Genomic DNA, 26,997 nt, shown 5'->3' on the forward strand with positions numbered 1-26,997 from the left:
ATGTTGGTCGCTATTCCGGCATTAAGTGATAATTATATTTGGTGTTATAGCCGAGATAACTTACACGCGCTATTGATCGATCCCGCAGAAGCAGAGGCAGCCGAAAAATTTTTAGCCAAAAGTCAGTTAAAATTAGAAGCGATTTTAGTTACCCACAATCATGCTGATCATACTGGCGGTGTAGCACAATTACGTGAAAAATACCCGCACGTTCCTGTCTATGCGCCCGCAGAAGTAGGCACCCCATTGGCAACTCATATTGTCGATTCAGGTATTCATCACACGCCATATTATACTCTGCACGTTTTTACTACTGGCGGGCATACCGCAAGACATATCAGCTTTGTGGTCGATAATCATCTATTTTGTGGAGATACACTGTTTTCACTAGGTTGCGGACGAGTATTTACCCGTGATTATGCGCAAATGTTTGCTTCGCTAGAAAAAATCAAACAACTTCCAGACGATACGGTTGTTTGCCCGGCACATGAATATACATTGAGTAATCTACGTTTTGCACAAAGTGTTACTACTTCGCCAGCTTTAGCGGAATATGCTAAAAAAGTGGAAAAATTACGTCAGCAACAGCAGCCTACTGTACCAACAACTTTAGGCTTAGAAAAACAATTAAATCCTTTTTTACAATGTTCCGATGTGACAAGTTTCATTGCATTACGGGAAGCGAAAGATAATTTTTGAAAATAAATAAGATATGATATCCCATAGATTTTTAAAACAGTCTAGATAAATATCGAACCATTTGGAGTAGTTTACTCTTTTTGTTAAGAGCAACACGAAGATTGGTATTATTAGTAATTATTTTGCCTATTTTTCGTAAAAATAGGCTGTATATGCTACCGCACTTAATATAGCCATGTCTTTTTGCTTTTGTTGTTCACCCATTAACTATTCTCCTTTAATCATATTATTTAAAAAGAGTATTGATACAATATATTAAATAATTTATCCAAATTATCTGGTCCATCACAAAAAATTAACTCAGAACCAGGTCCCATTAAAGTCCAATATTGCCCTGATACACTATTAATACTTAGTATTGTTTTTTGTAGAAAAACATCATAAACCAAGTAAGAGTAGTTATTAAATATATTTAAATAACTTGTTTTTCTTGAATAAAGAATAACGCCTGAATATATATATCCCTCGATAAACTTAAACTTTTTTCCATTAATATTTATAACAGATGGAACTAATTTTTTTCTGATGGAGTTAAAGAATTATAAATAGAGTTTGAAAGTTTTCTGTATTCAGCATAATCTTTAATTGGTCTTAGCTTCTTGATACCTCGCTGTTTTTGCCATTCTTCTACTGGCATAAATACCTTAACTGTATCATCAGCGATTGCACAACGGATTGGTGTCGTGATTTCGGCAATAATCCTATCATAATTGATAAGCAGTAATAATATTATAAACACAACACAGCAAATATGATTAGCAATACAACAATGTTCTTCAGACTTAGAGCGAGAAGCAAAAACATTATAAATATCTTTATATTTTTTACTTACTTTCTTTATTAGCCAACGACACATTTCTTACCTTATACAGGGGATACATACTTAATTGATAACTATACTTAATGACAACAATAAAAATCAATATGAACTTGAATAGATTAGAGAGAGGTATTTTTAAATAATTACGGGCGTATTAATAAAAAATATCGACACTATAAAAATAAACCTACGATGAGAAAATCGTAGGTTTAGCAATAATTAAAAAAGTTACAATCATTTGATTTATTTAAAGATACTGTGCAAACTGGCTTTGTATATTAACTAACTGCTGTTTAGTCAGCATAAATACGCCATCGCCACCACGTTTAAATTTCAACCATTCAAATGGCACAGTCGGGAATTGTTCGATTAAATGCACCATACTATTGCCTACTTCACAAATTAATACGCCGTTATCATTTAAGTAATCAGCAGCATGCGCAATAATCCGTTTAACTAAAATTAAACCATCTTCTCCAGCTTCTAACCCTAAAATTGGTTCGTGCGAAAATTCGACTGGCATATCGGCAATATCTTCCGCATCAACATACGGTGGATTGCTAACAATCAGGTCATAGCCATCATTCGGTAAATTATTAAAGAGATCGGATTGTAATGGGAAAACTTGGTGCTCTAAATGGTGGTGAGCAATATTGATTTCAGCGACATTCAGCGCATCTAGCGAAATATCTACGGCATCAATTTCGGCATTTGGGAATTTATCTGCACAAGCAATCGCAATACAGCCACTACCAGTACACATATCTAAAATGCGTTTTGGTTCACTGCGTAATACTCCAGTAAAGCCATCTTCAATTAATTCGCCAATTGGTGAGCGCGGCACTAACACGCGTTCATCGACATAAAATTGTAATCCACAAAACCAAGCAGAATGGGTTAAATACGCCACTGGTTTGCGAGTTTCGATACGTTCAACGACTAAAGAGAGTAGCTTTTGTTTTTCAATTTCAGTTAAGCGAGATTGATATAATTCGCTCGGAAGATCGAGTGGTAAATGTAGGGTGGACAAAACAAGTTGTAAGGTTTCATCCCAAGCATTATCAAAGCCATGCCCATAAAAAATATCCGAAGCATTAAAATAACTATATGTCCAACGTAAAAAATCTTGAATAGTTTGTAGATTTGATAGCGGTGAGTTGAGTTGGATTTCTTCAATAATTTCTTGATTAAAAAGTACTTGTTCAGTCATAAAATTCACTGTGATTAATAGGAGAAAAGAATCGTATTTATACCATATTTTCCGAAACAGGTGGTAGTGTGATAGAATAGCGCGCGGTTAAATTTGGTGAGGAAACTATGGATTCACAAGATCAATCTTTATTTCAAGAATTCGTTAAAGATATTAAGCCATTAAAACAAGACACTGTCACATTTTCTATTAAACATAAACGTAACCTACAATTACAGCGACAACAAAAAAAAGAAATCCGTGAAAAAGAGGATACGTTATTCTATTTTTCTGATGAATATGAACCTTTATTAGATGAAACAGGTAGTCGCTATCTGCGAGCAGGTGAAGATCATTATCAATTAAAGCGATTACGCCGTGGTGATTTTGTCCCTGATCTATTTTTAGATTTACATGGGCTAACCAGAGAAGAAGCAAAACAGGAGTTAGCTGCGTTGTTGTTAGCTTGTGAAAAAGAGCATCTGGCTTGTGCTTGTGTGATGACGGGATATGGGAGTTTCACTTTAAAAAATCAGATCCCACGCTGGTTAGTACAACATCCGAAAGTCATTGCCTTTCACCAAGCGCCCAAAGAGTGGGGCGGTGATGCTGCCTTATTAGTATTGATCGATGTTGGTGAAGAAGTATTATTCTAATATGCGTTATTGGCTTTGTTGTTTGCTGTTTTTGCTATTAAATTCGGTTGCCGTTGCACACCCGCACGCTTTTATTGATATGCAAAACCAATTCTTAATTGAACAAAATCGGTTGGTGGGTATTCGTATGCAGTGGTTAATGGATGAAATTTCCTCATCTGAGGTAATTTATGAAATTGAAAGCAGTACAAATAAGGAAAAAACGGTCAAGCAATTAACTGCAGAAATTATGCAAAATATTGTTAATCAACATTATTTTGCTTATTTTTATGATCAAAATCGACAACCAATCCCTTATACCAAGCAACCACAAAATAGTGAGCTACACGTGGTAAACAAACATCAATTACAGATTAAATTCGATGTGATGCTAAGCAAACCACGCGACCTAACTCAACAACAAGCTACGCTGTTGATTTATGATCCTACTTATTACATTGCGATGTTATACCCGAATAAAAACAGTATGACCTTTAATCAAGCGACACAATGTCAATTACAGATTGTTGAGCCTGAACCAAATAAGGCAATGCAAAATTACGCAGCCAGTTTAGATAAAAACGCTGAAGAGGATACTTCACTCGGTGTTCTTTTCGCACAAAAGGTAACCTTATCATGCCCTTAATTCGCCGTTTTACATTACTGTTATTTGTCTGTTTTGGTGTTATTTTTATTGGGTTAATCTTATTTTATCCGTCTGTATTTCATGCTATTTTCAATTTACAACGTTGGTTTCATCACGCGATCAGCGACACATTACAACATCTTAATCAATCTTCATCTCATACACCGTTATTCTTAATTTTATTATGTTTTGGCTATGGTGTTTTTCATGCCGTTGGACCAGGACATGGAAAATTTATTTTGACGAGTTATCTCACGACAAACGCTACTTATGTTAAGCAGAGTATGGGATTAGCGATGTTATCTTCTTTGGTTCAAGGCTTAGTTGCGATTATTCTCACTACCGTAGTTATTGCGATTTTTAATTTACCGACCTATTTTTATAAACTCTCGCAACAGTGGTTAGAAAGATTTAGCTTTATTTTAATGATTGGGTTAGGTGTTTGGTGGTTGTGGCGAGCGTATCGCCAATATCGTCATCAAGCTGTTTCTCATCAACATCAAATAAAAATTAAAAAATGTTATCCTACAAAGGCGCCACAGCTTGTAGTACAGCCACTGCAATCGAATTTATTTTCTCTCTCAGGAAGCTGTGATTGTGGACATCAACATCTACCATCAACACACCAATTAGCACAAGCCAAAGATTGGCAATCTCAACTAATGATTATTTTAAGTATTGGTGCAAGGCCTTGCTCTGGGGCGATTTTAGTGTTGTTTTTATCTTACCTATTAAAACTATACCCTTATGGTATTCTTGCTGTGATCGCGATGTCTATTGGTACAGGCTTAACATTAAGCGGATTCGCATTATTGGTGTTATTCGCTCGTCAGAAAGCGGTGCAATTAAGTGCTTGGTATTTGCAACCTCGCTATAATCAACAACTTGCTTATTGGGTTAAAGCTATATTAAGTGTGTTATTAATCTATATGGGCGTTGCGTTGCTTTATGGTTCAACATTACCAGTGAGCGGTGGTAGGGCATTGTTTGGTTAATTTTAACATTATTAATAATTTTTTAAATAATTTCTATACAATTAATTAAATTTTTTGATATTTTATAATACGCAGCCAATTTAATTAGATATGGTTGTTTTTATATTAAATATCAGCACAACAAATTAAACTTAATTAGTAAGGAAATTATTATGAAAAGCTTCAAATTTTTATTCGCTATATTTTTAGTCGGATGTCCTCTATTTTCTGCTGCTGACCAAGGCAAAGTAACAGGAACAGCATTTCTGCATACTCAAGTATCGATAGATAAAGGGATTGATAATGCTGAAATTGCTCTACCTGCGAGTATTACTAATGGAAAAGTATTTCAGGGCAAATTAAAAGATGCACCTGCAACACAGGGAAAAGCCCCAGTAGTCGTTTTTTTACATGGTTCATCAGGGCTAAATCCTAAATTAGGCTATGATATTTGGCAAAAATGGTTAGCAGAGAATGGTATTGCAAGTTTTATGTTTGACAGTATGCAATTAGAAAATAGAGTAAGTTATACATCACCAATTGATAAGAATATCTATGAAAAAATCCATCAATTACGTAGTAGTGAAATTAAAATTTCTCTAGATGCATTAGCAAAACAGCCTTGGGCGGATATTTCTCACTTATTTTTAGCTGGTACTAGCGAAGGAGCTGTGCCAGTTGCACGTTATGATGGAGATGCTTTTATTGGAAAATTAATTTATTCTTGGTCTTGTGAAGATAACTATTTCGTTAAATCTCATCAAACAAGTTTAAAAGCTGTTCCGACTATCAATATTATGAGTTCAAAAGATAAGTATTTTTCTACAGCTAATAGTTATATTGGTAATGAAGCTGCAATAGGAAATTGTTCTCAAACTTTTGCTAAAGCGGAAAAACCAGAAAACTTCCAAGTCATTTTAATTCCTAATGCGCCACATACATTAATTAATCTTCCTGCAGCTCGTTCAGCTACATTAGGCTTTATTGATGGTGTGTTGAAAAGTGCTAAATAAAATGAAGAAGTAAGGAATGGTGCGACCGGGTGGACTCGAACCACTGACCCCCACCATGTCAAGGTGGTGCTCTAACCAACTGAGCTACGGTCGCATTGTGAAAAACCCCGCCATTATAATGTGCTAATCAAGAATTGCAAAACTTTTTTAAAGTAACTGGTTTTAACCGACTAAAAAGAACACAAATTGTTGGTGAAAAATACAAAATATTTCTAATTAAAGGTAAGTAGCCTCGCTACCTACCTTTACTTTATATTCTATGGCATTTCACTCATTTTATTTCAACCAAGCCTGAAAACTCGGCAAATTAAGTAAACGTTGTTGATAACAACGAGATATTTCAGAGAGATAATTTTCTAAACCATAAGTCGCAATACGACTTGCTACTGGCAAGAAAAAAGCATCTACTGCGGTAAAAGTTTTACCCGCTAAATAAGGACCTTTAAATTGAGTTAAACCTTCTTGCCAAAGTTGATCGATCCGTTTTAAATCAGCGACCACGTCTTCTGAGACTTCAGTCAAAGGGGAGGTAACTAATGGATTAAAACCACAAACTTGACGTAGTTTCATAAAACCAGAATGCATTTCAGCACAAGCACTTCTTGACCAAGCTCGAGCCGTTTTATCTGCGGCCCAGACTTGAGGATAATCTTCCGCAATATATTCAACGATTGCCAAACTATCCCAAATAATTTGATTATTAGCGTGTAATACGGGGATTTTTGCAGTAGGTGAGAATTTCACGAATGTTTGTCGCTGTTTTTGTCGATCTTCAAGAAAATTGACTTGAATCTCTTCAAATGGAATCGCTAATTCTTTGAGCAAAATCCATGGACGCAATGACCAAGAAGAGAGTGGTTTACTGATATAAAGTGAATACATATGTTCCTCCTTTATGAATATAGAATCAGTTACATTGCGATAAAAAATAAGCCAAATGATTTATCTCATTTGGCTTACTCTCAGTAATTATTCTGTTAATTGAAATTAGAATGATGCGTTTCTTGGTGAACGAGGGAATGGAATAACATCGCGGATATTTTGTACACCAGTCACATAAACAATTAAGCGTTCAAAACCAAGACCGAAGCCTGAGTGAGGTACAGTACCATAACGGCGTAAATCACGATACCACCAATAGTCTTCTTTTTTCAAGCCCATTTCATCCATACGTTTATCAAGTACATCTAAACGTTCTTCACGTTGTGAACCACCGATAATTTCACCGATTCCCGGCGCTAACACATCCATTGCGGCAACAGTCTTTCCATCATCATTTAAACGCATATAGAAAGCTTTGATGTCTTTAGGATAGTTTTTCACAACCACTGGTGATTTAAAATGTTCTTCTGCTAAATAACGTTCATGCTCAGATGAAAGATCGATACCCCATTCAACTGGGAATTCGAAATCTTTACCACATTGTTTCAGAATTTCAATCGCATCAGTGTAATCTACTTGAGCAAAGTCAGAATTGATGAAATTTTGTAAACGGGTAATTACGCTGCTATCAATATGTTTTGCAAAGAATTCCATATCATCCATACGTTCATCTAAAACTGCTTTAAACACATATTTCAACATATCTTCTGCTAATTTAGCGTTATCCGCTAATGTCGCAAAAGCAACTTCTGGTTCAACCATCCAGAATTCCGCTAAGTGGCGAGTTGTATTAGAGTTTTCAGCACGGAATGTTGGACCAAAAGTATAAATTTTACTTAATGCACAAGCGTAGGTTTCGCCATTTAATTGACCTGATACAGTTAAGAACGACTCTTTACCGAAGAAATCTTGACTAAAATCGATATCGCCTTGTTCAGTTTTCGGCAAATTGGTGAGATCTAATGTAGAAACACGGAACATTTCACCAGCACCTTCTGTATCAGAAGCGGTAATTAATGGGGTAGCGACCCAATAGAAACCTTGTTCATTAAAGAAACGATGAATCGCTTGGGCAAGACAGTGACGTACCCGTGCTACTGCACCGATCAGGTTAGTACGTGGACGTAAATGTGCAACTTCACGTAAATACTCAATAGAGTGGCGTTTTGCTGCCATTGGATAGGTATCTGGATCTTCTACCCAGCCACAAACCTCAATATTTTCTGCTAATAATTCAACGGCTTGGCCAGATGCTGGTGATTCTACAACTTTACCTGTCACAATAACTGAACAACCAGCAGTTAAACGTAAAATTTCTGACTGATAATTTTCAATAGTTTGTTCAATAACAACTTGGATAGGGGAGAAGCATGAACCATCATAAACAGATAAAAATGAAACGCCTGCTTTTGAGTCACGTCTAGTACGTACCCAACCGCGTACTGTTGTGGACGAACCAATCGCCACATCGCCTTTTAAAATTTCGGCGACTGATTTAGCTTGTGTCATAGTAACCTCAATGAATTTCTTGTTTTTAAATAAGCACGTCATTCTACAATACTTTGCTAACTGGATAAATGCAGAAATATAAAACTAGTAGAATTTATCAACAAATTTTTAAAATTAAAAAAAATTTAAAAATAAAGTGTGAGATTTTTCTCAAATTTGATCCAAATCACTTGAGAGTGGTGCGAAAAATTCGTATAAAAAACAAAATTATTATCTTATGGAGTCGAGCAGTTTTTGAGCAGCTGTAAATGTACGTATTATGACAAAGCAGTTAATGAATTCACCACAAAAATTACAACATTTAGGGTCTATTTATCGTTTAATTGAACAATTTGATTTAATTTCACGGATTGATTTATCAAAAATTTCAGGGCTAGCCCCAGCTAGTATTACTAACTTCACACGTGATTTAATCGATTTAAAATTAGTGATAGAACGCACTACGCAAACGCCTATTGTAAGAGGGCGTCCTGCAGTTGGATTGGCGATTTCTCCTTTTTATTGGCAATCGTTATGTGTTGTATTAAATGAAAGAGAAATTACTATTTTCTTGTGTGAGTTAAATGGTAAAACTGTTGCTAGCAAAACTTTCCCGTTACAAGCTAAACAGTATCAAAATTTAGCAAACTTACTCGCAGAAAATTTACGTGATTTCCAAGCAGAATTTCGTTCTCAAGTGATGCAAATTTTTGCTATTTCAGTGGTTGTAGAAGGGCAGTTAAACCGCCAACAAACAGGAATTCAGCGCTTAGGGCAGTTTGAAATTGATGTTGAGTTACAAACTATATTAAGTGATGAATTTAATTTACCAATTATTTTATCTGAATACTTTCCGGCTTGGGTATTTGCTGAATCAAGCTTAGGGGCAGCAATTAGTAGCGAGAACGTTATCTACTTACAAGTAGATGATGTGATTAATATGAGTGTTTCTATTAAAGGGAAAATGATTCAAGGCAATAAACAGCAACGAATGAATATAGATCGAGTTTGTTTGCCAATGTTAAGCCCGTTATCTACTATTATTAGCGAACATTTATTGCCTGAAGATGCACAACAGTTACAACATCATGTAACTTATTCCGCGATTTATCGTTTAGTAAATCATCTTTTACCGAACGATTTAGAAGATAATGCACAAAAAATTGAATACCTTTGTGAATTGGCTAATCAAGGTAATCAATCTGCGATTGATATTTTACAATATGTAGCAGATGGAATTTCTTATGTCTTAATGAATCTAGTGAATATTTTTTCATCCGATAAAATTATGATCAATTCGAGTTATTTGGGTGCAAATACGATTTTTGTTGAACATCTAAAACAGAAGTTAAATGAAAATTTACTACTCGATCAACATAAGGTCGATATTATCACAGGGCATTATGCGCAGAATAATGCGGTTGTAGCGAGTGCGATGGTGAAAAAATACCTTTACAATGGCGATTTAATTGGTTCTTTAATGTAATTCTATCCCAGTAATTAAAATAGATAGAATTTACTGTGATTACCTCGAGAATATCGAGGTAATTTTTTATCTTCAATTTGACTAAGTTGACAAATGCGATGCCTAAAGCGCATAAAAAGAAAAACCCCTGTTCCATAAAGGAACAGGGGGAAGTTTCAATGAATAAAATAAAAAAAACATTTGCTTACGCGTTTGCAGTCACTAGCGGTTACTAAGACCGGCAAAAAAATAAAAAGTTCAAAAAAATCTAAAAAATTTTTAAAAATAATAGAAAAAATATTTTTTATATTAAAATCAAATAGTTATTTTTGTATCAAAGCATAATTTTTCTACCGCTTTCTGCGCTAAGATAAACTTTCTCAATTAAGTCTAATACTTTTGCTGCTTGTTCTGCGGTTACTTGTAATGATTCATCAGCCGTTAATGCAGCATAAATATTGTCATAATAGGCTTGATAATTGCCAGATACAGTTTCTAATGCTGTACAAATATGTACGCCATTTACTTCTGTATTGAGTGTTCCCCAAAATGCTTTATCTTCTTTATTCCAATCTCCTTTAGGAACAACACCCGCCATCAATAAGGCTTCTTGGTTATCTATTTCATATTTTACATACGATCCGAGTGTGCCATGCATTGCAATACTTGGTCCTTTTTCCCGTACATATTTACTTGATGACATGACTACTTTTTTATCTTGATAATAGAAATAGATTTGGAAATTATCTTCTCCTAATGAACCTTGGTGTTGGTAGCGTAAATCAGCATATAACGCCTGAGGCAGCCCAAATAGATGAACCACATGATCGATTAAATGAACGCCTAGATCATAAACTAAACCGACACCTCGTTCGCCAGTTTCTTTCCATGCTTTGCTATTTTTTGCTTGAGTATAGCGATCATAGTGAATTTCATAATCTACAATATCGCCTAACAAGCCACTCTTTAATAGTTGTTTTACGGTCAAAATCCCATTATCCCAACGGCGGTTTTGATAAACAGAAAGCTTAACTTGATGTTGTTTCGCTAATTCGGCAAGCTCTTTTGCTTCCGCAGCAGTAACACTTAATGGTTTTTCTACAATAATATGTTTGCCGGCTAAAATCGCTTTTTTCGTGAAATCATAATGGGTCAAATTTGGTGTGGTAATGATGACGAGATCAACATCATCAGTTAATAGCTCTTCAAATTGACGTACAGTAGTAATTTGAGGATATTTGGTTGCTACTTTATTCCCTGTACGTTCAAAAATTTTCACCACTTGGAATCGCGGATCATTCAATAAAAAAGGGAGGTGAAATACATTGGCTGACATACCAAATCCAGCAATTCCAACACGTATCACTTGTTGCATAGATAAAATCTCCTTATCATACTATTTAATTTTTTCTAATCGAGTAAATAAAATCTCTTCAGGTAAACGTTGAATATGACGTAAACGGAAGAAGAGTAGGCAAGCCACAGTCGTTAAACAAACAACAAAACCAATCCAAAAGCCAGCAGCTGTCATATGAGGAACAATCCAATCAGTTAAGCCAAGAACATAGCCAACAGGCATACCTACCACCCAATAACCAAATAGAGAGATCCACAACACTGATTTAGTATCTTTATAGCCACGCAAAGCACCACCGATAATGGTTTGTGTCGTATCTGAAAATTGATAAACAGCAGCAAAAATTAACAATGATGATGCCATAATAATGACGTTTTGATCACTAACAAAAATACTGGCAATATTTTGCCGAAATAATAAGGTAATGGTTGCGGTAAATAAGGTAACAGTAAGTCCTAAACTTAAAGCACAAAACGTAAATTGTTTAGCTTGTAATGCATTACCTGCCCCCAAACTTTGCCCAACAAGAATAGTCGTTGCCATCGAAATTGACATTGGCAACATATAAATGAATGAGCTGGTATTTAAGGCAATTTGATGGCTAGCAATAATTTCTGCGCCAAACGGCGAAATTAGCAGCGAAATGATACAAAAGAGCAGCACCTCACAACAAATTGATACTGCAATAGGGAAACCAAGACGCACTAACTTATTTAGCGTTTTTGGATTTGGTTTTTCAATAATTTGCTCAAAAATGTTGAGATCACGTTGGCTTGGTACGTTATAGCAATAAATAATAATAAGCAGGAATGCTACCCAGTTTAAAATCATTGTTGCAATTCCACATCCTACGGCACCAAAAGCAGGAACGCCAAACGAACCATAGATAAAAATATAGTTTAACGGGATATTTAACAATAAGCAGGTAAACGCAATCACCATAGCTGGTTTGGTTTTAGCAATACCATCATTTAAACAACGAAAGTTCATCATTAATAAATAAGGTAATGCCCCAAACGCCATCACTTGGAGATAACCTTCGGTAATATTTGCTAATTCTGCATCCATTCCCATTAAATCAATAATAAATCGACTGTTATAAACAATTAGAAAGATAGGAATACTAATTGTTACCGCAATCCAGATTCCTTGACGAACTTGATGGGCAATTAATTTACGTTTACCCGATCCATTTAAGTAGGAAATCGTTGGTGGCAAAGCTAATAGCAAACCTTGTCCAAATAGCAGCAATGGGAACCAAATTGAAGCTCCCACAGAAATTGCAGCCATATCTTTTGCACTAACACGACCCGCCATAATAGTATCGGTTAGTCCCATTGAATTTTGTGCGACTTGTGCAATCAGAATAGGCGATGCAAGTTTAATCAATTCAATAATTTGTGTTTTATATCTTTGCCAATTTGTCATAGAATGTCCGACGTTTGTAATTTTAGTTAGTTGCCTTTTCTAACATACAGCAGTAACAAGATTTTTTCATTTAAGGAGAAAAGTATGTTTACAGGAATTATTCAAGGAAAAGCAAAAATCCATGAAATTAAAGCGAAAGATAATTTTAGAACACACATTATAAAAATGCCACAGGATTTATTGTCTGGTTTGACGTTAGGTGCTTCTGTTGCACATAACGGCGTTTGTTTAACAGTCACCAAAATTGAAGGCGATTTAATCAGTTTCGATTTAATGCAAGAAACGTTGAAAATTACCAATCTAGGCGAATTAAAAGTTGGCGATGAAATTAATGTAGAACGTGCTATGAAGATTGGTGATGAAGTCGGCGGACACCTATTATCTGGGCATGTGTACTGTACGGCAGAAATTGAACAAATCTTATCTTCACCGAATAATCGTCAAGTTTGGTTTAAATTACCTAATCAAGAGGTTATGAAATATATTTTAACTAAGGGCTATATTGCGGTTGATGGTATTAGTTTGACGATTGGTGAAGTAAAAGAACAATCTTTTTGCGTTAATTTAATTCCAGAAACGTTACAACGTACCATTCTTAGTCAAAAACAAGTACATGATAAAGTGAATATTGAATTGGATTCACAAACACAAGCTGTGGTAGATACGGTAGAGCGTTATTTAAGTCAGCAAAAATAGATAAGATTTTATTGAATATAACAAGGGCTAATTTTGATGATAAATTAGCCTCAGAGTGCGGACAAATCTAAATTTACTCACAATCTTAATAAATGTTTAATGGGTTCCATCTCACACTTGTCCGAATGTAAATAAGATTTTCAGGCAAAAAAAGTGATCATTTTTCGAACGTAGTGAGAAAAATCTCTGTTTTTTGCCGCCCGGAAAATCTTATTGGAATGAGGATTAGCAAGTGTGCGAGGTTTGCTTCGTTTTCTTTACACAAGTAAAGAAAATGAAGTCGCCCTTTAGGGCGAAACCTAAATGTTAATTAAAACAAGAATATCTAAAAAATATTAAATAGACTTTGCCATCAAATTAATGGGTTATAAATTAGCCCTTTTGTTTATATAAAAATTAAGCAAGTTTTTTAACTGATTTACGGATAATTAACTCTGGATGCATTTCAATTCGAGCAGGTTCTTTATTTTTATCTGTCATCCGAGCAATTAACAGATCGATTGCCATAATCCCTAAACGCATTTTGGATTGATGTACAGTGGTTAATGGCGGTGCATAAAAACGGGAAGCATGAATATCATCATAGCCAATAATTGAAATATCTTCTGGTACTGAAAGTCCTTTTTCGCCAATTGCAGAGATTGCACCTAACGCCATCACATCATTACAACAAAAAACAGCGGTTGGTAATTCATCTTGGATCAAGATCTTATTCATACATTCAAACCCATCTTCAGGTTCAAAATGTCCTTCTAACACCCAATTTTGATTAATTGGTAATTTTGCTTCTTCCATCGCTTTAACATAGCCATCGTAGCGTGTTTTTGCGGTTGTTTTATCTAAATCACCCGCAATAATACCAATTTTCTTATGCCCAGAATCAATCAAATATTTTGTCGCTAAATAGCCACCTTCAAAGCTATTATCTTGAATTACATCCATATTAGAATTGTTAGGACCCCAGTCCATTACGACAATTGGCAGAGTAGTAAAGTGAGCAAAGAGATCTTTGGAATCCTGTGTATATTCTGAACACATTACCATAATACCATCTACTCTTTTTTTCACTAACATATCTAAATGATTGCTGATTTTTTGGAAATTATTTTGTGTATTGCATAAAAATAAAGAATAACCCTGTTGATAGCAATATTCTTCAACGGCATGGACAATTTCAGCAAAATAAGGTGTTTCACTGGTTGTTATCATCATTCCAATTGATTTGGTTGTATTTACTTTTAAGCTACGAGCAACAGCACTGGGTGAGTAGTTAAGTTGTTGGATTGCGTCCCAAACTAATTTAGTTGTGTCCTCAGCAACAAAGCGAGTTTTATTAATTACATGAGAAACTGTTGTAGTTGATACCCCTGCTAATTTTGCGACATCTTTAATTGTTGCCATGATAACCTCCAAAAAAATTTGGGCTATTATAAAGATAAATATAGGAAATGTTAGTTTTTTTGTTAAATTTGTGCTCAAGTTCACAAAATTGGCTATTTTTATAAAAATAGTTAGACTGCTGACAAACCTAAGATTAGTAACAAGTCTTCATTAAATGTTTAATGGGTTCCCTCTTACACTTGCCCGAATGGAAATAAGATTTTCAGGCAAAAAAAGTGATCATTTTTCGAACATAGTGAGAAAAATCTCTGTTTTTTGCCGCCCGGAAAATCTTATTGGAATGAGGATTAGCAAGTGTGCGAGGGCGTACTTTCTTTTGCTTCGTTTTCTTTGTACGAGCAAAGAAAATGAAGTCGCCCTTTAGGGCGAAACCTAAATACTATTAGAGTAAAAATACTAGTTTTTATAAAAATAAATAAATTCTCGCAATAAAAAAGACTACCAATTTAATTTGATAGCCTTTCTTTTGAAGATATTCAAACTCGTTTTAGTTTTTATAGGTAGCTTGTTTCATATTACGAACAAATTCAGCTAATTCCGATAAACATTGTTGATGATTATCTAAATTTCGTTCGATAATTTTTACTACCGCTGAACCTGAGATTGCTCCAGCTGTTCCCGCAGCCAAAGCCTCTTTTACTTGTTGTGGTTGTGCAATACCAAACCCTTGTAAAAGCGGCGGTGCATTATGTGCTTTTAAGCGTTGGATTAAATCCTCTAAATTGCTTGCATGAGATTGATTTTCTGCACTTGTTACGCCAGCACGAGAAACAAGATAAGTATAACCTTGGCTCGTCTTAGCAATACCTTCTATTGTTTTTTCATTGGCATTCGGTGGGCAAATAAATACAGGCTGAATATTAAATTTATGTGCACTTTCTAGATAATCTGCCGCTGCAAATAGAGGAATATCTGCGACTAAAACTGCATCTACTCCAACTTGTTGGCAGCGTTGATAGAAACCATCTAATGTTTTGGCATAAATCAAATTCGCACAAAGTAATAAACTAATTGGAATTTCAGGATATTTAGCACGAACTTTCTCTAATAATTCAAAGCAAGCATCTGTACTAAATCCGGCAGATAAGACACGATTATTTGCGGCTTGAATCACTGGCCCATCAAGTAACGGATCAGAGAAAGGAAAACCTAACTCTAACGCATCTGCACCATTATCTACTAATGTACAAATAATTTCGAAAGAGCGGTCAAGTGTTGGATCACATAAAGTCACGAAAGGAACAAATGCCCCCTGGTTTTGTTGTTGTAATTTAGCAAAAAGTTGATTAAACCGACTCATAATTAAGCTCCTTTCGCATTTAAGATTTTATCCACAGTGAAAATATCTTTATCACCACGGCCTGAAAGATTAACCACTAAGATTTGTTCTTTTTCTGGGTTTTGTTTGATCAGTTTCAAGGCATAAGCAAGTGCATGAGAGGATTCTAATGCAGGAATAATCCCTTCATGTTGAGCTAACTCTTGGAAGGCGGCTAAAGCTTCATCATCTGTAATAGATACGTAATTTGCACGTCCTGTACTATGCAGATAAGCGTGTTGTGGTCCAACAGACGGGAAGTCTAATCCTGCTGAAATAGAATAAGATTCTTCAATTTGACCATCTTTGGTTTGCATTAATGGGGATTTCATCCCAAAATAAATACCGACTGAACCATGGCCAAGAGGTGCACCATGCTCCCCCGTTTCAATGCCTTTTCCAGCAGGTTCTACACCAATTAATTGCACAGTTTGTTCATCAATAAAATCAGCAAACATTCCAATGGCATTTGAACCACCGCCAACACAAGCAATAACTGCATCAGGCAGACGTCCTTCGCGCTCTAGCACTTGACGTTTGGTTTCTTCACCAATCATTTTCTGAAATTCACGCACAATGGTTGGGAATGGATGTGGACCAGCCGCAGTACCTAATAAATAATGTGCTTTATCGTAATTTGCTGACCAGTCACGCATTGCTTCACAACACGCATCTTTTAATGAACAAGAGCCTTTATTCACAGAAATGACTTCAGCACCCATTAAACGCATACGGAAAACGTTCGGTGATTGACGCTCTACATCCTTTGCTCCCATATAAATGCGGCATTTTAAACCTAACATTGCACACGCTAATGCCGTAGCAACACCATGTTGTCCCGCACCCGTTTCCGCGATAATTTCGGTTTTTCCCATACGCATTGCTAAGAGTGCTTGTCCTAATACTTGGTTTGTTTTATGTGCACCGCCATGCAATAAATCTTCACGTTTCAGGTAAAGTTTGGTTTTACTGCCTTTAGTTAAGTTTCGGCATAAGGTTAATGCGGTTGGTCGTCCAGCATAATTTTTTAGTAGATCATTGAATTGACGTTGGAATTCTGGATCTTGGCGAGCTTCAACAAATGCTTTTTCTAATTGTTGTAGTACAGGGACGAGAATTTCAGGAACATACATTCCGCCAAACTCACCAAAATAAGGGTTTAATAAAGTATCACTCATAATGATTCATCCTAACTTTTCATAATTTTTTCAAAAATAGTTTTTAATTTCTCTGCATCTTTGATGCCTGGTGCAGTTTCTGCGCCAGAATTAATATCTAATCCTAAACAATGCTGCGCCATCGCACTCTCAATATTTTCTGCATTTAACCCTCCTGCAAGCATAATTTTGCCTTTCCAATCAATTGGCAATAGTGTCCAGTCAAATATCTGTCCTGTACCGCCTTGTTGATTTTTTAATTGTGTATCAAACACATAACGGTCAACATTGCTGTCTGGCTGAAAAGTGACTTGTCCAGATGTTGGATCAACACCAACAGCACGCCAAATTTGGCATGATTGTGGTAATTGCTGGCGTAATTGCTGAATAAAATTGCTATCTTCTTTGCCATGTAGCTGTACTGCAAATAGTGATAATTGTTGGCTTAATGTCACAATTGTTTCAATGGATTGATTTTGAAATACGCCCACATAACGTAATGGTGCTGCTGTCATAACTTGTTGTGCTTGCGATAAGGTAAGACAGCGAGGGGAGTGTTCTGCAAAAATCAACCCACCATATAATGCCCCCTGTTGATAAGCAACGGCTGCATCTTCTGCACGTGTTAACCCACACACCTTATTTTCACCATAAATAATCGCTCTTACTGCAGCATTAAGATCATGGCTTCCCATTAAACTGCTGCCAATCAAAAATGCATGTGCAACAGGTTTTAATTCTCGTACTTGTTGATGTGTATAAATACCTGATTCACTAATAATAATACGATCGTTAGGAATATTCGGCGCTAATGTTAAGGTACGTTGTAAATCGACAGATAAGTCATGCAAATTACGGTTATTAATCCCAATAACTTTTGCTTCTAATGCAATGGCACGTTGTAATTCTTCTTCATTTGAGGTTTCTGTTAATACCCCCATTCCTAATGAGTGAGCTAAATCAGCCAAAATGCGATAAGTATTATCATCAACAACGGATAACATTAAAAGAATAGCATCTGCTTGATAATAGCGTGCTAAATAGACCTGATATTCGCTAATCATAAAATCTTTGCAAAGAACAGGCTGCTTAACCAATTTGCGTACTCTTGGTAAATAAGCAAAATTCCCTTGAAAATACTTTTCGTCAGTTAGCACAGAAATTGCACTGGCATAATGACGATAAACTGAGGCAATCCCTTCTAGATCAAACTCTTCTCGAATTAATCCTTTTGATGGCGAAGCCTTTTTACATTCTAAAATAAAAGCAGGAATTTCATGTGTACCTTGAGCTAAAGCTTGGTAAAAATCACGATCACTCTGTTCAATTTGATCTTTAAATTGCGCTAATGGAAAGTTTGCTTGTTGTGTTTTTACCCAATCTAATTTATCAGCCACAATTTTTTGTAATACGGTGGCTTTTTGTTGAAGTGTTTGTGAAAAATCTTGTGTGATCATATAACATTAATCTCTTAATACTGCGTTAATTTTTCTAATGTTTGCAAGGCGTTACCGCTTGCTAAATGTTCTAAGACTTGTTGAGTTGTTTGTTTCAGATCGTTGTAGCCAAATAATTTGAGAAGCAGCGCTGTATTTGCCGCAACAGCATTCATATGCGCATCACTGCCTTTACCTTGTAAAATCAAGCGGACAACCTCTGCATTTTCTGCTGGTTCACCACCTTTTATTGCTTCTAAGGATTGTGGTTTTAAACCAAAATCTTCCGCTGTTAATGTATAACGTTCAATAGCACCATTGATAATTTCCGCAACTTCTGTTGGTCCATGTAGTGCAACTTCATCTAAACCACTACCATGGATCACAACACTATGTTGATGACCTAATGCAAGAGCAGTTTCAGCATAAGGCTGGATTAACTGGGGATGATATACACCTAACATTTGATGTTTTGGTCGTGCTGGATTAATTAATGGTCCTAAGATATTAAAGATAGTCCGTGTTTTTAAAGCTTGACGTACGGGAATAGCGTGTTTAAAACCTCGATGGTATTGTGGCGCAAATAAAAAGCAAATTCCAATTTCATCAAGTGCTTGGCGAGCTGTATTGGCATCAAGATCTAAACGAACATTTAATGCAGAAAGTACATCACTTGATCCTGTTTTACTAGAAACACTACGATTTCCATGTTTAGCAACTCTGGCTCCCATACTTGCAGCAACAAGGGCACTTGTAGTCGAAATATTAATGCTATTTGCCCCATCACCACCAGTTCCTACAATATCAGCAAACACATAATCTGGCGTTGGGAAAGGCTCTGCTGCATTGATTAATGCAGTAACCGCACCACTAATTTCAGCCACTGATTCACCTTTGATTTTTAATGCAATCAAAGCACCTGCTAATTGTTCATTACTTAATTGACCTTGTAAAATTGCCGTAAAAAGTTGTTCGCTTTCAGTAGAGGAGAGCGTATTGCCATTGAATAATTTTTCGAGTATTTGTTGAGTTTCCATAATTATCTTCCCTAAATTTTTTATTAATTTTTGTTGTAATGCGAATTATCTGGCTAATAACCAATCAATAGTTTGTTTTAATAATTGTCCACCTTGCACGGTTAAAATGGATTCTGGGTGGAATTGGAATCCACAGATAGGCAGTGTTTGGTGACGAATTGCCATGACAATATGGTTATATTCCGCATTAACGATTAATTCTGCTGGAAGTTTTACTCCCATTAATGAGTGATAACGGGCAACGGGGAGAGGATTGGCTAATGATTGAAACATTGCTTGGTTATCATGTGTAATCTTAGATACTTTGCCGTGCATTACTTCACCTGCGTGTACAATTTCACCACCAAACGCTTCAATAATTGCCTGATGTCCTAAACAAATACCAATAATTGGACAACGATCTTTTACTGCCTGAATCAGTGGTAACATATTTCCTGCTTGTTGCGGATTTCCTGGTCCAGGGGAAAGGGCTAAAATTGTATTTGGTTGAGATGTCGCGGCTTTGATTAAAGTCTGTAAATCACAGTCATTACGATACACTGTCACGTTATGCCCTAGCACACGGAATTGATCAACCAAGTTATAGGTAAAAGAATCAAAATTATCGAGAAAGAGTATATTAGCCATAATTTATACATCCTTATTATTGGCAATTTGTCTGTTTAATTGCTTTAATCACCGCAGCTGCTTTATGACGAGTTTCATCTGCTTCCATTTGTGGATTAGAATCTAACACTTCGCCACAACCTGCTTGAATATAAGCAATACCATTCTGAACAAAGGCAGAACGAATCACAATACAGGTATCAAGATCACCATGAGAAGAGAGGTAACCAACCGCACCGCCATAACTATGTCTGCGTTGTTTTTCAAATTGATAGATAAGTTGCATTGCCTTAATTTTCGGTGCTCCCGTTAATGTGCCCATATTCATACATGCTTGATAGGCATGCAATGCATCTAATTCTGGTTTTAATTGACCTACTACACGAGAAACTAAATGCATAATATGCGAATAGCGATCAACCTGCATTAATTCCGCAACACGTCGAGTGCCACTGACACATACTCGAGCAATATCATTACGTGCTAAATCAACTAACATTAAGTGTTCAGATTGTTCTTTATGATCAAGACGTAACTCTAATTCTAAACGAGCATCTAATTCAGGATCGATTTGACCTTGACTGTCAAACCCACGAGGGCGAGAACCTGCAATCGGATAAATCTCTAATTGGCGAGTTGCTTCAGTATATTTCAAAGCACTTTCTGGTGAAGCACCAAATAGGGTAAAGTCATCATCTTGCATATAAAACATATAAGGACTTGGATTATTATGTTTTAGTTGCTGATATGTTGCTAATGGACTAGGGCATTCCAATGAAAAACGGCGAGATGGAACAATTTGGAATACATCGCCAATATTAATGTGGTGTTTAAGCTTTTCAATAATTGCTTTAAAAGCTTCATCTTCAATATTGACCGCTACTTCAGTAGAGGCATTTTGCTTATGCAATACCGTATCTTTTTCTTCATTTAATTGAAATATAATTGTTTTTGCTTGTTCAGAAATAGAAATTTTTTGTGATTCATCAAAGATATATGAATGGAGTTCAGCTTTTTCTGCTTGATGATCAATCACAACCAACTGTTCCGCTAAATAGAAGCTATAATCAGGAGAAACTAAACCATCATCTTCTAATACAATATCTTTCATAGGGATAAAATTTGCGACCAAATCATAGGCAAATAATCCTCCTAAGAAGATTGGCTGAGTATGTTGTTGATAAAGTGTTAAGATAGTACGTAATCCATCAAAAACGGTGAAAGCTTGCAGTTTGCTATCTTCATCTAACTCATTATTTAAAGTAGGGAAAGTAACGATTAATGCTAATTGTTGCTGAATAACGCTAACGCCAGTCTTAGCTTCAAACTGTTCTGCTAACTGTTTGATAACTTGTTCACCATTTGCAGTCAATGCTTGAAAAGAAACCGTTTGTTGTTCACATTTTACTTTTACCGCTGCTTTTGCAATTAATAGACTTTTTAAACTGTTTTTACTACCAATTTCTGCTGAATCTAACAGCAATGTATTACTTTTATTTTCACATAAACGCGCAAAAAGGGATGTGGTGTCTGCTTGATATGGAATTGATTGTTGAATAACTTCTAAAAAGGGCACGATAAAATCCTCTTACACTTCTTTATATCTTGTACTAGCAAAATAGTACGCTTGTAAATTTAGAAAAGCAAGCCAGTTTTTGTATTTATCTTAAATAAAAGAAGAAAAAGTGAACGGCTATAACAAAATGATATTTGTGCTAAGGCTTTGGCTTTGAAAATAAACGAGCATTGCTGAAACGATAAATCTTAACAGAATTGAGAATTGGTTGTTTAGTGTATTAGTTTACTTTAGATTGAAATATGATTATAGGATATAATATCTAGATATTTTAGTAATTTAACATAAAAAGCATTATTTTTAACTCTATCACAAAATTAATATAATGTATATTATGTTAAATATAATAAATGTGACATAAGAGGTGTTTTGTATCTATTGCTCTAACAATTCCTCTAACATTTATTTGTATAAATAAAAAGAAACTTGTGCTCTGCAACAAAGCACAAGTTTGTAACAAATTTTAGATAGAGATTATTTATTGTCTGAATATACGAATATTCGTGAAACCTTGATCTTTTAAATACAATGCTTGCAAACGGCTCATCACACCGCGCTCACAGAACAATAGATAATTTTTACTTTGATCTAATTCTGCAAATTGGCTAGATAATTTATAGAAAGGAATCTGTAAGATTGTTTGATTTTCCAATTCTAATGGTTTTTCGTCTGTTTCTTCTGGACTGCGAATATCAATAATCACATCATTTTGTTGCAATACAGACACCATTTCAACTTCCGGAACTTCTCGCTCTGTTTGTTCAGCTATTTGACGAATATCTAGATATTGAGCATTCCATACTGCATCTTCCAATAAAGAAAAATCGAAAAGTGACTCCTCTTCTTCAATTTTTACTTTAATGGCTTTTACTGTTGGATTTTTTGAAATAACACCACAAAATTCAGGCATTGATTTTGCAATATCATCAGTACCAATTTGTTTTGCCATTGCAATAATTTGCTCTTTGTCATGTGAAATCAATGGACGTAAAACTAAACAATCAGCTACTTCATCAATTAAACGCAAATTGGTCAATGTTTGACTAGAAACTTGTCCTAATGCTTCGCCAGTTACAATAGCCTGAATTTGAAAACGTTCTGCCACTTTACTCGCAGCTCGTACCATCATCCGTTTTAGTACAACCCCCATCTGTCCGTTATCAATTTTTTCTAAAATTTCAGCGACAATTTTTTCAAAATTTACGGCAACAAAACGTACTTTATGAGAACTACCATAACGATGCCATATATGGTAAGCCATCTGTTTTACTCCTATTTCATGTGCTGCTCCACCTAAATTAAAGAAGCAATAATGCACACGACAACCTCGGCGTAATAACATATAGCTTGATACTCCTGAGTCGAATCCTCCAGAAATTAATGATAAAACATCTTCCTGTGTACCGATTGGATAACCACCAATTCCCTCAAAACGTTGTCTTACCAACATCACATGATCATATTCAATTTCAATACGAACAGTTACTTCTGAATCAGTTAATTTCACCTTTGCACTTTGAATATGCTGATTTAAACCACCGCCAATATAACGTTCAGCGTCTAATGAGGTAAACTCATGTTTTCCTTTACGTTTTACACGCACACAAAAGGTTTTATTTTCTAATTGTGAACCAATATCTGCATAAACAATTTTGAAAATATCTTGCAATGTATTAAAAGGTTTTTCTTCAACTTGTAAGAAATGATGGATACCGGGAATACGTTGTAACAGCTCTATTAGGAGATCATTCTTCTCTGCATTTTTCGTTCTTACCTCAATGTAATCCCAGTGTTTAACAACCGCAACTTGGTCATCATACTTATTTAAAACGTTACGAATATTTCCCGTCAAAATTTTAATAAAACGTTTACGTACAGAATCACTTTTAATCATGATTTCTGGAAATAATTTAATAATAAACTTCATATTGCCATTTCATCATTCAGAAAAAATAAGCGTGTATTCTACACGAAAAATCTGTTTAACGTAAAAAATCCGCCTAAACTTTCCTGAATTAATTAGGTACAATATAGCTCGTTGAAAACTGAGCATTTTTAATTATGAAAAAGACAACCCAAACATTAAATTTTGAAAATACTTTAACCGAATTAGAAGCCGTAGTTAATCGTTTAGAACAAGGTGATTTAAGTTTAGAAGATGCTCTAGCTCAATTTGAACAAGGAGTAAATTTAGCTAAACAAGCTCAAGATCGTTTAGCCAACGCCGAACAACGTGTTCAAATTTTGTTAGAAAAAAATTCAACTGCACAATTAAGCGATTACGCAACTAATGTTGAACAACCATCTGATGAAGATTCCCCCTTTTAATACTGATCTGATTTGAGCTATTAAAGATAATCTTTATAATGTTCCAAAAGTTTCATTAGGATATGATGATGTATCAATTTTCAGAAGATTTACTGGCATTACAACAACGGAATAATGAATTTCTACGCCAACAATTAAGTTCTTTAACGACCACTCCAGCTCCCCTTGCTGATGCCATGCGTTATAGCCTATTACTAGGTGGTAAACGTATTCGCCCATTCTTAGTTTATGCAACGGGACGAATGTTTGGCGTACCATTAAATCAACTAGATCATCTTGCTGGTGCTATTGAATGTATTCATTGTTATTCTTTGATTCATGATGATTTACCCGCAATGGATAATGATACATTACGTCGTAATCAGCCGACATGTCATATTGCTTTTGATGAAGCAACCGCTATTTTAGCTGGTGATGCATTGCAAAGTTACGCATTTGAATTATTATCTCAATCTCCTTGTACTGCCCTACAAAAAATTCAACAACTTTATGTTTTAGCAAAAGCCTCTGGCGCTCAAGGAATGTGTTTTGGACAAAGTTTAGACTTAATCTCTGAAAATAAACAAATTTCTCTTGCTGAATTAGAAAAAGTTCATAATCATAAAACAGGTGCTTTGATTACTGCTGCCGTTTTATTAGGTTTTTATGCTTCTGATTACTATCAAGATCGTGAGTTAGAACAGAAACTTACTCTATTTTCTCAAGCGATTGGTTTAGCTTTTCAAGTACAAGATGATATTTTAGATATTACTTCAAATAATGAGGAGCTTGGTAAAAATGCAGGTTCCGATTTAAAATCGCATAAAAGGACTTATCCGCAGTTATTAGGATTAGAACAAGCAAAACAAAAAGCTCAAGATTTGTATCTCTCGGCAATAAAAATTTTAGAACAACTCCCGTTTGATACAACTGCTCTGCGTGTATTGGCAGAATTTATTATTCAACGGCGCAATTAATTTTTAATGGATTTTACACAGACTATGTCAAATTATTCACTTTTATCACAGATCAATTCTCCTGAGGATTTACGCCTATTACCAAAGGAACAGTTACCAGAACTTTGCGATCAATTACGTAAATATCTTTTAGAAAGTGTTAGCCAAAGTAGTGGTCATCTTGCTTCAGGACTTGGAACCGTTGAATTAACTGTTGCTTTGCATTACGTATTTAATACACCATTTGATCAATTAATTTGGGATGTTGGTCATCAAGCGTATCCGCACAAAATTCTAACTGGCCGTCGTGATCAAATGCATACTATTCGCCAAAAAGGTGGAATTCACCCTTTTCCTTGGCGTGAAGAAAGCCCTTTTGATGTATTAAGTGTTGGACACTCCTCGACTTCAATTAGCGCGGGTTTAGGAATTGCGATTGCGGCACAACGTGAAAATGCAGGGAGAAAAACAATCTGCGTGATTGGCGATGGCGCATTAACAGCAGGCATGGTATTTGAAGCGATGAATCATGCAGGTGCATTACATACTGATATGCTTGTAATCCTAAATGATAATGATATGTCCATTTCTGAAAATGTGGGCGCTTTAAATAATCATTTAGCTCGCATACTCTCTGGTTCTTTTTATTCCTCTTTGCGTGAAGGGGGCAAAAAAATCTTATCTGGTTTGCCGCCAATTAAAGAGTTTGTTCAAAAAACAGAAGAGCACGTTAAAGGGTTTATTTCACCTGGTGGAACATTATTTGAAGAGTTGGGATTTAACTATATTGGTCCAATTGATGGGCATAATGTTGAAGAGTTAATTTTCACCTTAAAAAATATGCGTACCCTAAAAGGGCCTCAATTGTTACACGTCATCACTAAAAAAGGTAAAGGCTATGCGCCTGCTGAGCGTGATCCAATTGGTTTTCATGGCGTACCAAAATTTAATCCATTAAGTGGTGAACTACCAAAAAATAAGGCTTCTCTACCAACCTATTCTGATATTTTCGGGAAATGGTTATGTGAAATGGCGGAGCAAGATAAAAAATTAATTGGCATTACGCCTGCTATGCGTGAAGGTTCAGGAATGGTTGAATTTTCACAGCGTTTTCCAGATCAATATTTTGATGTGGCTATTGCTGAACAACATTCTGTGACTTTTGCTGCTGGGTTAGCCATTGGCGGTTATAAACCCGTTGTAGCTATTTATTCTACTTTCTTACAACGTGCTTATGACCAAGTGATTCACGATGTTGCTATTCAAAATTTGCCAGTTTTATTTGCAATTGATCGTGCTGGTGTAGTTGGCGCTGATGGACAAACTCATCAAGGCGCTTTTGATTTAAGTTATCTACGTTGTATTCCTAACTTGATCGTGATGACACCAAGTGATGAAAATGAGTGTCGCCAAATGCTCTACACTGGGTATCATTGTGGGCAACCTGCTGCTGTACGTTATCCAAGAGGTTCTGGTACAGGTGCTGAATTACAACCACTAACACAGCTACCTATTGGTAAATCAAGATTAATACGTCAAGGTCAAAAAGTCGCAATTCTTAATTTCGGTACTTTACTCCCTGGTGCGATTAAAGTAGCGGAACAATATGACTATACTGTAATTGATATGCGCTTTGTTAAACCATTGGATATGGAATGTTTAGCTGATATCAAAGATCATTATGATCTCATTGTCACTTTAGAAGAAAATGCGATTCAAGGTGGCGCAGGTTCTGCGGTATTGGAAGGATTAGCCACCCTTGGTGGAACTATGCCAGCCCTCTTACAATTAGGATTACCTGATTATTTCATTCCACAAGGAACGCAACAAGAAATTCATCAATTATTACAATTAGATGCCACAGGTATTGCAGCACAAATTCAGGCAAAATTAGCTAATCAATAAGTTGGA

General features: G+C 35.6%; 24 protein-coding genes and 1 tRNA gene. 10 read left to right on the plus strand and 15 right to left on the minus strand.

Annotation, left to right across the window (positions count from 1 at the left end):
- Positions 1 to 699: a hydroxyacylglutathione hydrolase gene (gene gloB / locus PF272_RS00435; RefSeq protein WP_271141224.1), complete on the plus strand. Its 699-nt coding sequence runs from the start codon at positions 1 to 3 to the stop codon at positions 697 to 699.
- A gap of 511 nt (positions 700 to 1,210) precedes the next feature.
- Here the strand turns inward: gloB and PF272_RS00440 are convergent.
- Positions 1,211 to 1,555 (minus strand): hypothetical protein, encoded by a 345-nt coding sequence (locus PF272_RS00440; RefSeq protein WP_271141225.1) that lies wholly within the window; start codon positions 1,553 to 1,555, stop codon positions 1,211 to 1,213.
- Between the two features lie 211 nt (positions 1,556 to 1,766).
- Positions 1,767 to 2,729 carry a 50S ribosomal protein L3 N(5)-glutamine methyltransferase gene (gene prmB / locus PF272_RS00445; RefSeq protein ID WP_065235392.1) on the minus strand — a complete coding sequence of 321 codons (963 nt, stop codon included), beginning with the start codon at positions 2,727 to 2,729 and terminating at the stop codon, positions 1,767 to 1,769.
- Between the two features lie 107 nt (positions 2,730 to 2,836).
- Between prmB and smrB the strand changes: the two genes are divergently transcribed.
- The 4 genes from smrB to PF272_RS00465 all read left to right on the plus strand — a co-directional run bounded on the left by smrB (position 2,837) and on the right by PF272_RS00465 (position 5,976).
- Entirely contained in the window at positions 2,837 to 3,364 is a 528-nt protein-coding gene (gene smrB, locus PF272_RS00450) for an endonuclease SmrB (protein WP_271141226.1), read from the plus strand.
- Between the two features lies 1 nt (position 3,365).
- Entirely contained in the window at positions 3,366 to 3,989 is a 624-nt protein-coding gene (locus PF272_RS00455; protein WP_065236682.1) for a DUF1007 family protein, read from the plus strand.
- Positions 3,980 to 4,984: a nickel/cobalt transporter gene (locus tag PF272_RS00460; protein WP_271141227.1), complete on the plus strand. Its 1,005-nt coding sequence runs from the start codon at positions 3,980 to 3,982 to the stop codon at positions 4,982 to 4,984. Before PF272_RS00455 ends, PF272_RS00460 begins: the two co-directional genes overlap by 10 nt.
- 152 nt (positions 4,985 to 5,136) lie before the next feature.
- On the plus strand, positions 5,137 to 5,976 hold the full coding sequence (locus tag PF272_RS00465) for an alpha/beta hydrolase family protein (protein WP_271141228.1): 840 nt from the start codon (positions 5,137 to 5,139) through the stop codon (positions 5,974 to 5,976).
- A 17-nt stretch (positions 5,977 to 5,993) separates the two neighbouring features.
- Here the strand turns inward: PF272_RS00465 and PF272_RS00470 are convergent.
- The 3 genes from PF272_RS00470 to asnS all read right to left on the minus strand — a co-directional run bounded on the left by PF272_RS00470 (position 5,994) and on the right by asnS (position 8,367).
- Positions 5,994 to 6,070, minus strand: a tRNA-Val gene (locus tag PF272_RS00470).
- A 182-nt stretch (positions 6,071 to 6,252) separates the two neighbouring features.
- Positions 6,253 to 6,858 (minus strand): glutathione S-transferase, encoded by a 606-nt coding sequence (locus tag PF272_RS00475; protein WP_271141229.1) that lies wholly within the window; start codon positions 6,856 to 6,858, stop codon positions 6,253 to 6,255.
- Positions 6,859 to 6,963: 105 nt separating this feature from the next.
- On the minus strand, positions 6,964 to 8,367 hold the full coding sequence (asnS, locus tag PF272_RS00480) for an asparagine--tRNA ligase (RefSeq protein WP_065235039.1): 1,404 nt from the start codon (positions 8,365 to 8,367) through the stop codon (positions 6,964 to 6,966).
- A 259-nt stretch (positions 8,368 to 8,626) separates the two neighbouring features.
- Between asnS and PF272_RS00485 the strand changes: the two genes are divergently transcribed.
- Complete coding sequence (locus PF272_RS00485) at positions 8,627 to 9,832, plus strand: ROK family protein (RefSeq protein WP_271141230.1); 1,206 nt, start codon at positions 8,627 to 8,629, stop codon at positions 9,830 to 9,832.
- 313 nt (positions 9,833 to 10,145) lie between these two features.
- Here PF272_RS00485 and PF272_RS00490 read toward each other — a convergent pair whose 3' ends face one another.
- The gene (locus tag PF272_RS00490; RefSeq protein WP_271141231.1) at positions 10,146 to 11,186 is read right to left on the minus strand and encodes a Gfo/Idh/MocA family oxidoreductase; all 1,041 of its coding nucleotides are present in this window, start codon (positions 11,184 to 11,186) and stop codon (positions 10,146 to 10,148) included.
- Positions 11,187 to 11,207: 21 nt separating this feature from the next.
- Positions 11,208 to 12,596, minus strand: coding sequence for an MATE family efflux transporter (locus PF272_RS00495; RefSeq protein WP_271141232.1), 1,389 nt, complete (start codon positions 12,594 to 12,596; stop codon positions 11,208 to 11,210).
- Positions 12,597 to 12,680: 84 nt separating this feature from the next.
- Between PF272_RS00495 and PF272_RS00500 the strand changes: the two genes are divergently transcribed.
- Positions 12,681 to 13,292: a riboflavin synthase subunit alpha gene (locus tag PF272_RS00500; RefSeq protein ID WP_271141233.1), complete on the plus strand. Its 612-nt coding sequence runs from the start codon at positions 12,681 to 12,683 to the stop codon at positions 13,290 to 13,292.
- Positions 13,293 to 13,688: 396 nt separating this feature from the next.
- Here PF272_RS00500 and purR read toward each other — a convergent pair whose 3' ends face one another.
- From purR to thiI, 8 genes are all read right to left on the minus strand, one after another.
- Positions 13,689 to 14,693 carry an HTH-type transcriptional repressor PurR gene (gene purR / locus PF272_RS00505; protein ID WP_271141234.1) on the minus strand — a complete coding sequence of 335 codons (1,005 nt, stop codon included), beginning with the start codon at positions 14,691 to 14,693 and terminating at the stop codon, positions 13,689 to 13,691.
- Between the two features lie 487 nt (positions 14,694 to 15,180).
- Complete coding sequence (gene trpA, locus PF272_RS00510; RefSeq protein WP_271141235.1) at positions 15,181 to 15,993, minus strand: tryptophan synthase subunit alpha; 813 nt, start codon at positions 15,991 to 15,993, stop codon at positions 15,181 to 15,183.
- 2 nt (positions 15,994 to 15,995) lie between these two features.
- The gene (gene trpB, locus PF272_RS00515; protein ID WP_271141236.1) at positions 15,996 to 17,189 is read right to left on the minus strand and encodes a tryptophan synthase subunit beta; all 1,194 of its coding nucleotides are present in this window, start codon (positions 17,187 to 17,189) and stop codon (positions 15,996 to 15,998) included.
- Positions 17,190 to 17,200: 11 nt separating this feature from the next.
- Positions 17,201 to 18,625, minus strand: coding sequence for a bifunctional indole-3-glycerol-phosphate synthase TrpC/phosphoribosylanthranilate isomerase TrpF (gene trpCF / locus PF272_RS00520; protein ID WP_271141237.1), 1,425 nt, complete (start codon positions 18,623 to 18,625; stop codon positions 17,201 to 17,203).
- A gap of 14 nt (positions 18,626 to 18,639) precedes the next feature.
- Positions 18,640 to 19,641: an anthranilate phosphoribosyltransferase gene (trpD, locus tag PF272_RS00525; RefSeq protein WP_271141238.1), complete on the minus strand. Its 1,002-nt coding sequence runs from the start codon at positions 19,639 to 19,641 to the stop codon at positions 18,640 to 18,642.
- Positions 19,642 to 19,686: 45 nt separating this feature from the next.
- Positions 19,687 to 20,268 carry an aminodeoxychorismate/anthranilate synthase component II gene (locus PF272_RS00530; protein ID WP_065236695.1) on the minus strand — a complete coding sequence of 194 codons (582 nt, stop codon included), beginning with the start codon at positions 20,266 to 20,268 and terminating at the stop codon, positions 19,687 to 19,689.
- 16 nt (positions 20,269 to 20,284) lie between these two features.
- Positions 20,285 to 21,823, minus strand: coding sequence for an anthranilate synthase component I (trpE, locus tag PF272_RS00535; RefSeq protein ID WP_065236696.1), 1,539 nt, complete (start codon positions 21,821 to 21,823; stop codon positions 20,285 to 20,287).
- Positions 21,824 to 22,301: 478 nt separating this feature from the next.
- Positions 22,302 to 23,750: a tRNA uracil 4-sulfurtransferase ThiI gene (gene thiI / locus PF272_RS00540; protein ID WP_271141239.1), complete on the minus strand. Its 1,449-nt coding sequence runs from the start codon at positions 23,748 to 23,750 to the stop codon at positions 22,302 to 22,304.
- Between the two features lie 134 nt (positions 23,751 to 23,884).
- Between thiI and xseB the strand changes: the two genes are divergently transcribed.
- The 3 genes from xseB (at position 23,885) to dxs (ending at position 26,991) form a co-directional block, all read left to right on the plus strand.
- Positions 23,885 to 24,151: an exodeoxyribonuclease VII small subunit gene (gene xseB / locus PF272_RS00545; protein ID WP_065234629.1), complete on the plus strand. Its 267-nt coding sequence runs from the start codon at positions 23,885 to 23,887 to the stop codon at positions 24,149 to 24,151.
- A gap of 68 nt (positions 24,152 to 24,219) precedes the next feature.
- A complete protein-coding gene (ispA, locus tag PF272_RS00550) occupies positions 24,220 to 25,107 on the plus strand; it encodes a (2E,6E)-farnesyl diphosphate synthase (protein ID WP_271141254.1) in 888 nt (295 codons plus the stop codon).
- 24 nt (positions 25,108 to 25,131) lie between these two features.
- Positions 25,132 to 26,991, plus strand: a complete 1,860-nt coding sequence (dxs, locus tag PF272_RS00555; protein WP_271141240.1) for a 1-deoxy-D-xylulose-5-phosphate synthase — start codon at positions 25,132 to 25,134, stop codon at positions 26,989 to 26,991.
- Positions 26,992 to 26,997: the final 6 nt, after the last annotated feature.

Origin of the sequence: Gallibacterium faecale (genome assembly GCF_027920745.1) — a bacterium.
GTDB lineage: Bacteria > Pseudomonadota > Gammaproteobacteria > Enterobacterales > Pasteurellaceae > Gallibacterium > Gallibacterium faecale.

Coding starts and splice junctions, on each gene's coding strand:
- gloB (WP_271141224.1), top strand. CDS start 1: ATGTTGGTCGCTATTCCGGCATTAAGTGATAATTATATTTGGTGTTAT.
- PF272_RS00440 (WP_271141225.1), bottom strand. CDS start 1,555: ATGTGTCGTTGGCTAATAAAGAAAGTAAGTAAAAAATATAAAGATATT.
- prmB (WP_065235392.1), bottom strand. CDS start 2,729: ATGACTGAACAAGTACTTTTTAATCAAGAAATTATTGAAGAAATCCAA.
- smrB (WP_271141226.1), top strand. CDS start 2,837: ATGGATTCACAAGATCAATCTTTATTTCAAGAATTCGTTAAAGATATT.
- PF272_RS00455 (WP_065236682.1), top strand. CDS start 3,366: ATGCGTTATTGGCTTTGTTGTTTGCTGTTTTTGCTATTAAATTCGGTT.
- PF272_RS00460 (WP_271141227.1), top strand. CDS start 3,980: ATGCCCTTAATTCGCCGTTTTACATTACTGTTATTTGTCTGTTTTGGT.
- PF272_RS00465 (WP_271141228.1), top strand. CDS start 5,137: ATGAAAAGCTTCAAATTTTTATTCGCTATATTTTTAGTCGGATGTCCT.
- PF272_RS00475 (WP_271141229.1), bottom strand. CDS start 6,858: ATGTATTCACTTTATATCAGTAAACCACTCTCTTCTTGGTCATTGCGT.
- asnS (WP_065235039.1), bottom strand. CDS start 8,367: ATGACACAAGCTAAATCAGTCGCCGAAATTTTAAAAGGCGATGTGGCG.
- PF272_RS00485 (WP_271141230.1), top strand. CDS start 8,627: ATGACAAAGCAGTTAATGAATTCACCACAAAAATTACAACATTTAGGG.
- PF272_RS00490 (WP_271141231.1), bottom strand. CDS start 11,186: ATGCAACAAGTGATACGTGTTGGAATTGCTGGATTTGGTATGTCAGCC.
- PF272_RS00495 (WP_271141232.1), bottom strand. CDS start 12,596: ATGACAAATTGGCAAAGATATAAAACACAAATTATTGAATTGATTAAA.
- PF272_RS00500 (WP_271141233.1), top strand. CDS start 12,681: ATGTTTACAGGAATTATTCAAGGAAAAGCAAAAATCCATGAAATTAAA.
- purR (WP_271141234.1), bottom strand. CDS start 14,693: ATGGCAACAATTAAAGATGTCGCAAAATTAGCAGGGGTATCAACTACA.
- trpA (WP_271141235.1), bottom strand. CDS start 15,993: ATGAGTCGGTTTAATCAACTTTTTGCTAAATTACAACAACAAAACCAG.
- trpB (WP_271141236.1), bottom strand. CDS start 17,189: ATGAGTGATACTTTATTAAACCCTTATTTTGGTGAGTTTGGCGGAATG.
- trpCF (WP_271141237.1), bottom strand. CDS start 18,625: ATGATCACACAAGATTTTTCACAAACACTTCAACAAAAAGCCACCGTA.
- trpD (WP_271141238.1), bottom strand. CDS start 19,641: ATGGAAACTCAACAAATACTCGAAAAATTATTCAATGGCAATACGCTC.
- PF272_RS00530 (WP_065236695.1), bottom strand. CDS start 20,268: ATGGCTAATATACTCTTTCTCGATAATTTTGATTCTTTTACCTATAAC.
- thiI (WP_271141239.1), bottom strand. CDS start 23,750: ATGAAGTTTATTATTAAATTATTTCCAGAAATCATGATTAAAAGTGAT.
- xseB (WP_065234629.1), top strand. CDS start 23,885: ATGAAAAAGACAACCCAAACATTAAATTTTGAAAATACTTTAACCGAA.
- ispA (WP_271141254.1), top strand. CDS start 24,220: ATGTATCAATTTTCAGAAGATTTACTGGCATTACAACAACGGAATAAT.
- dxs (WP_271141240.1), top strand. CDS start 25,132: ATGTCAAATTATTCACTTTTATCACAGATCAATTCTCCTGAGGATTTA.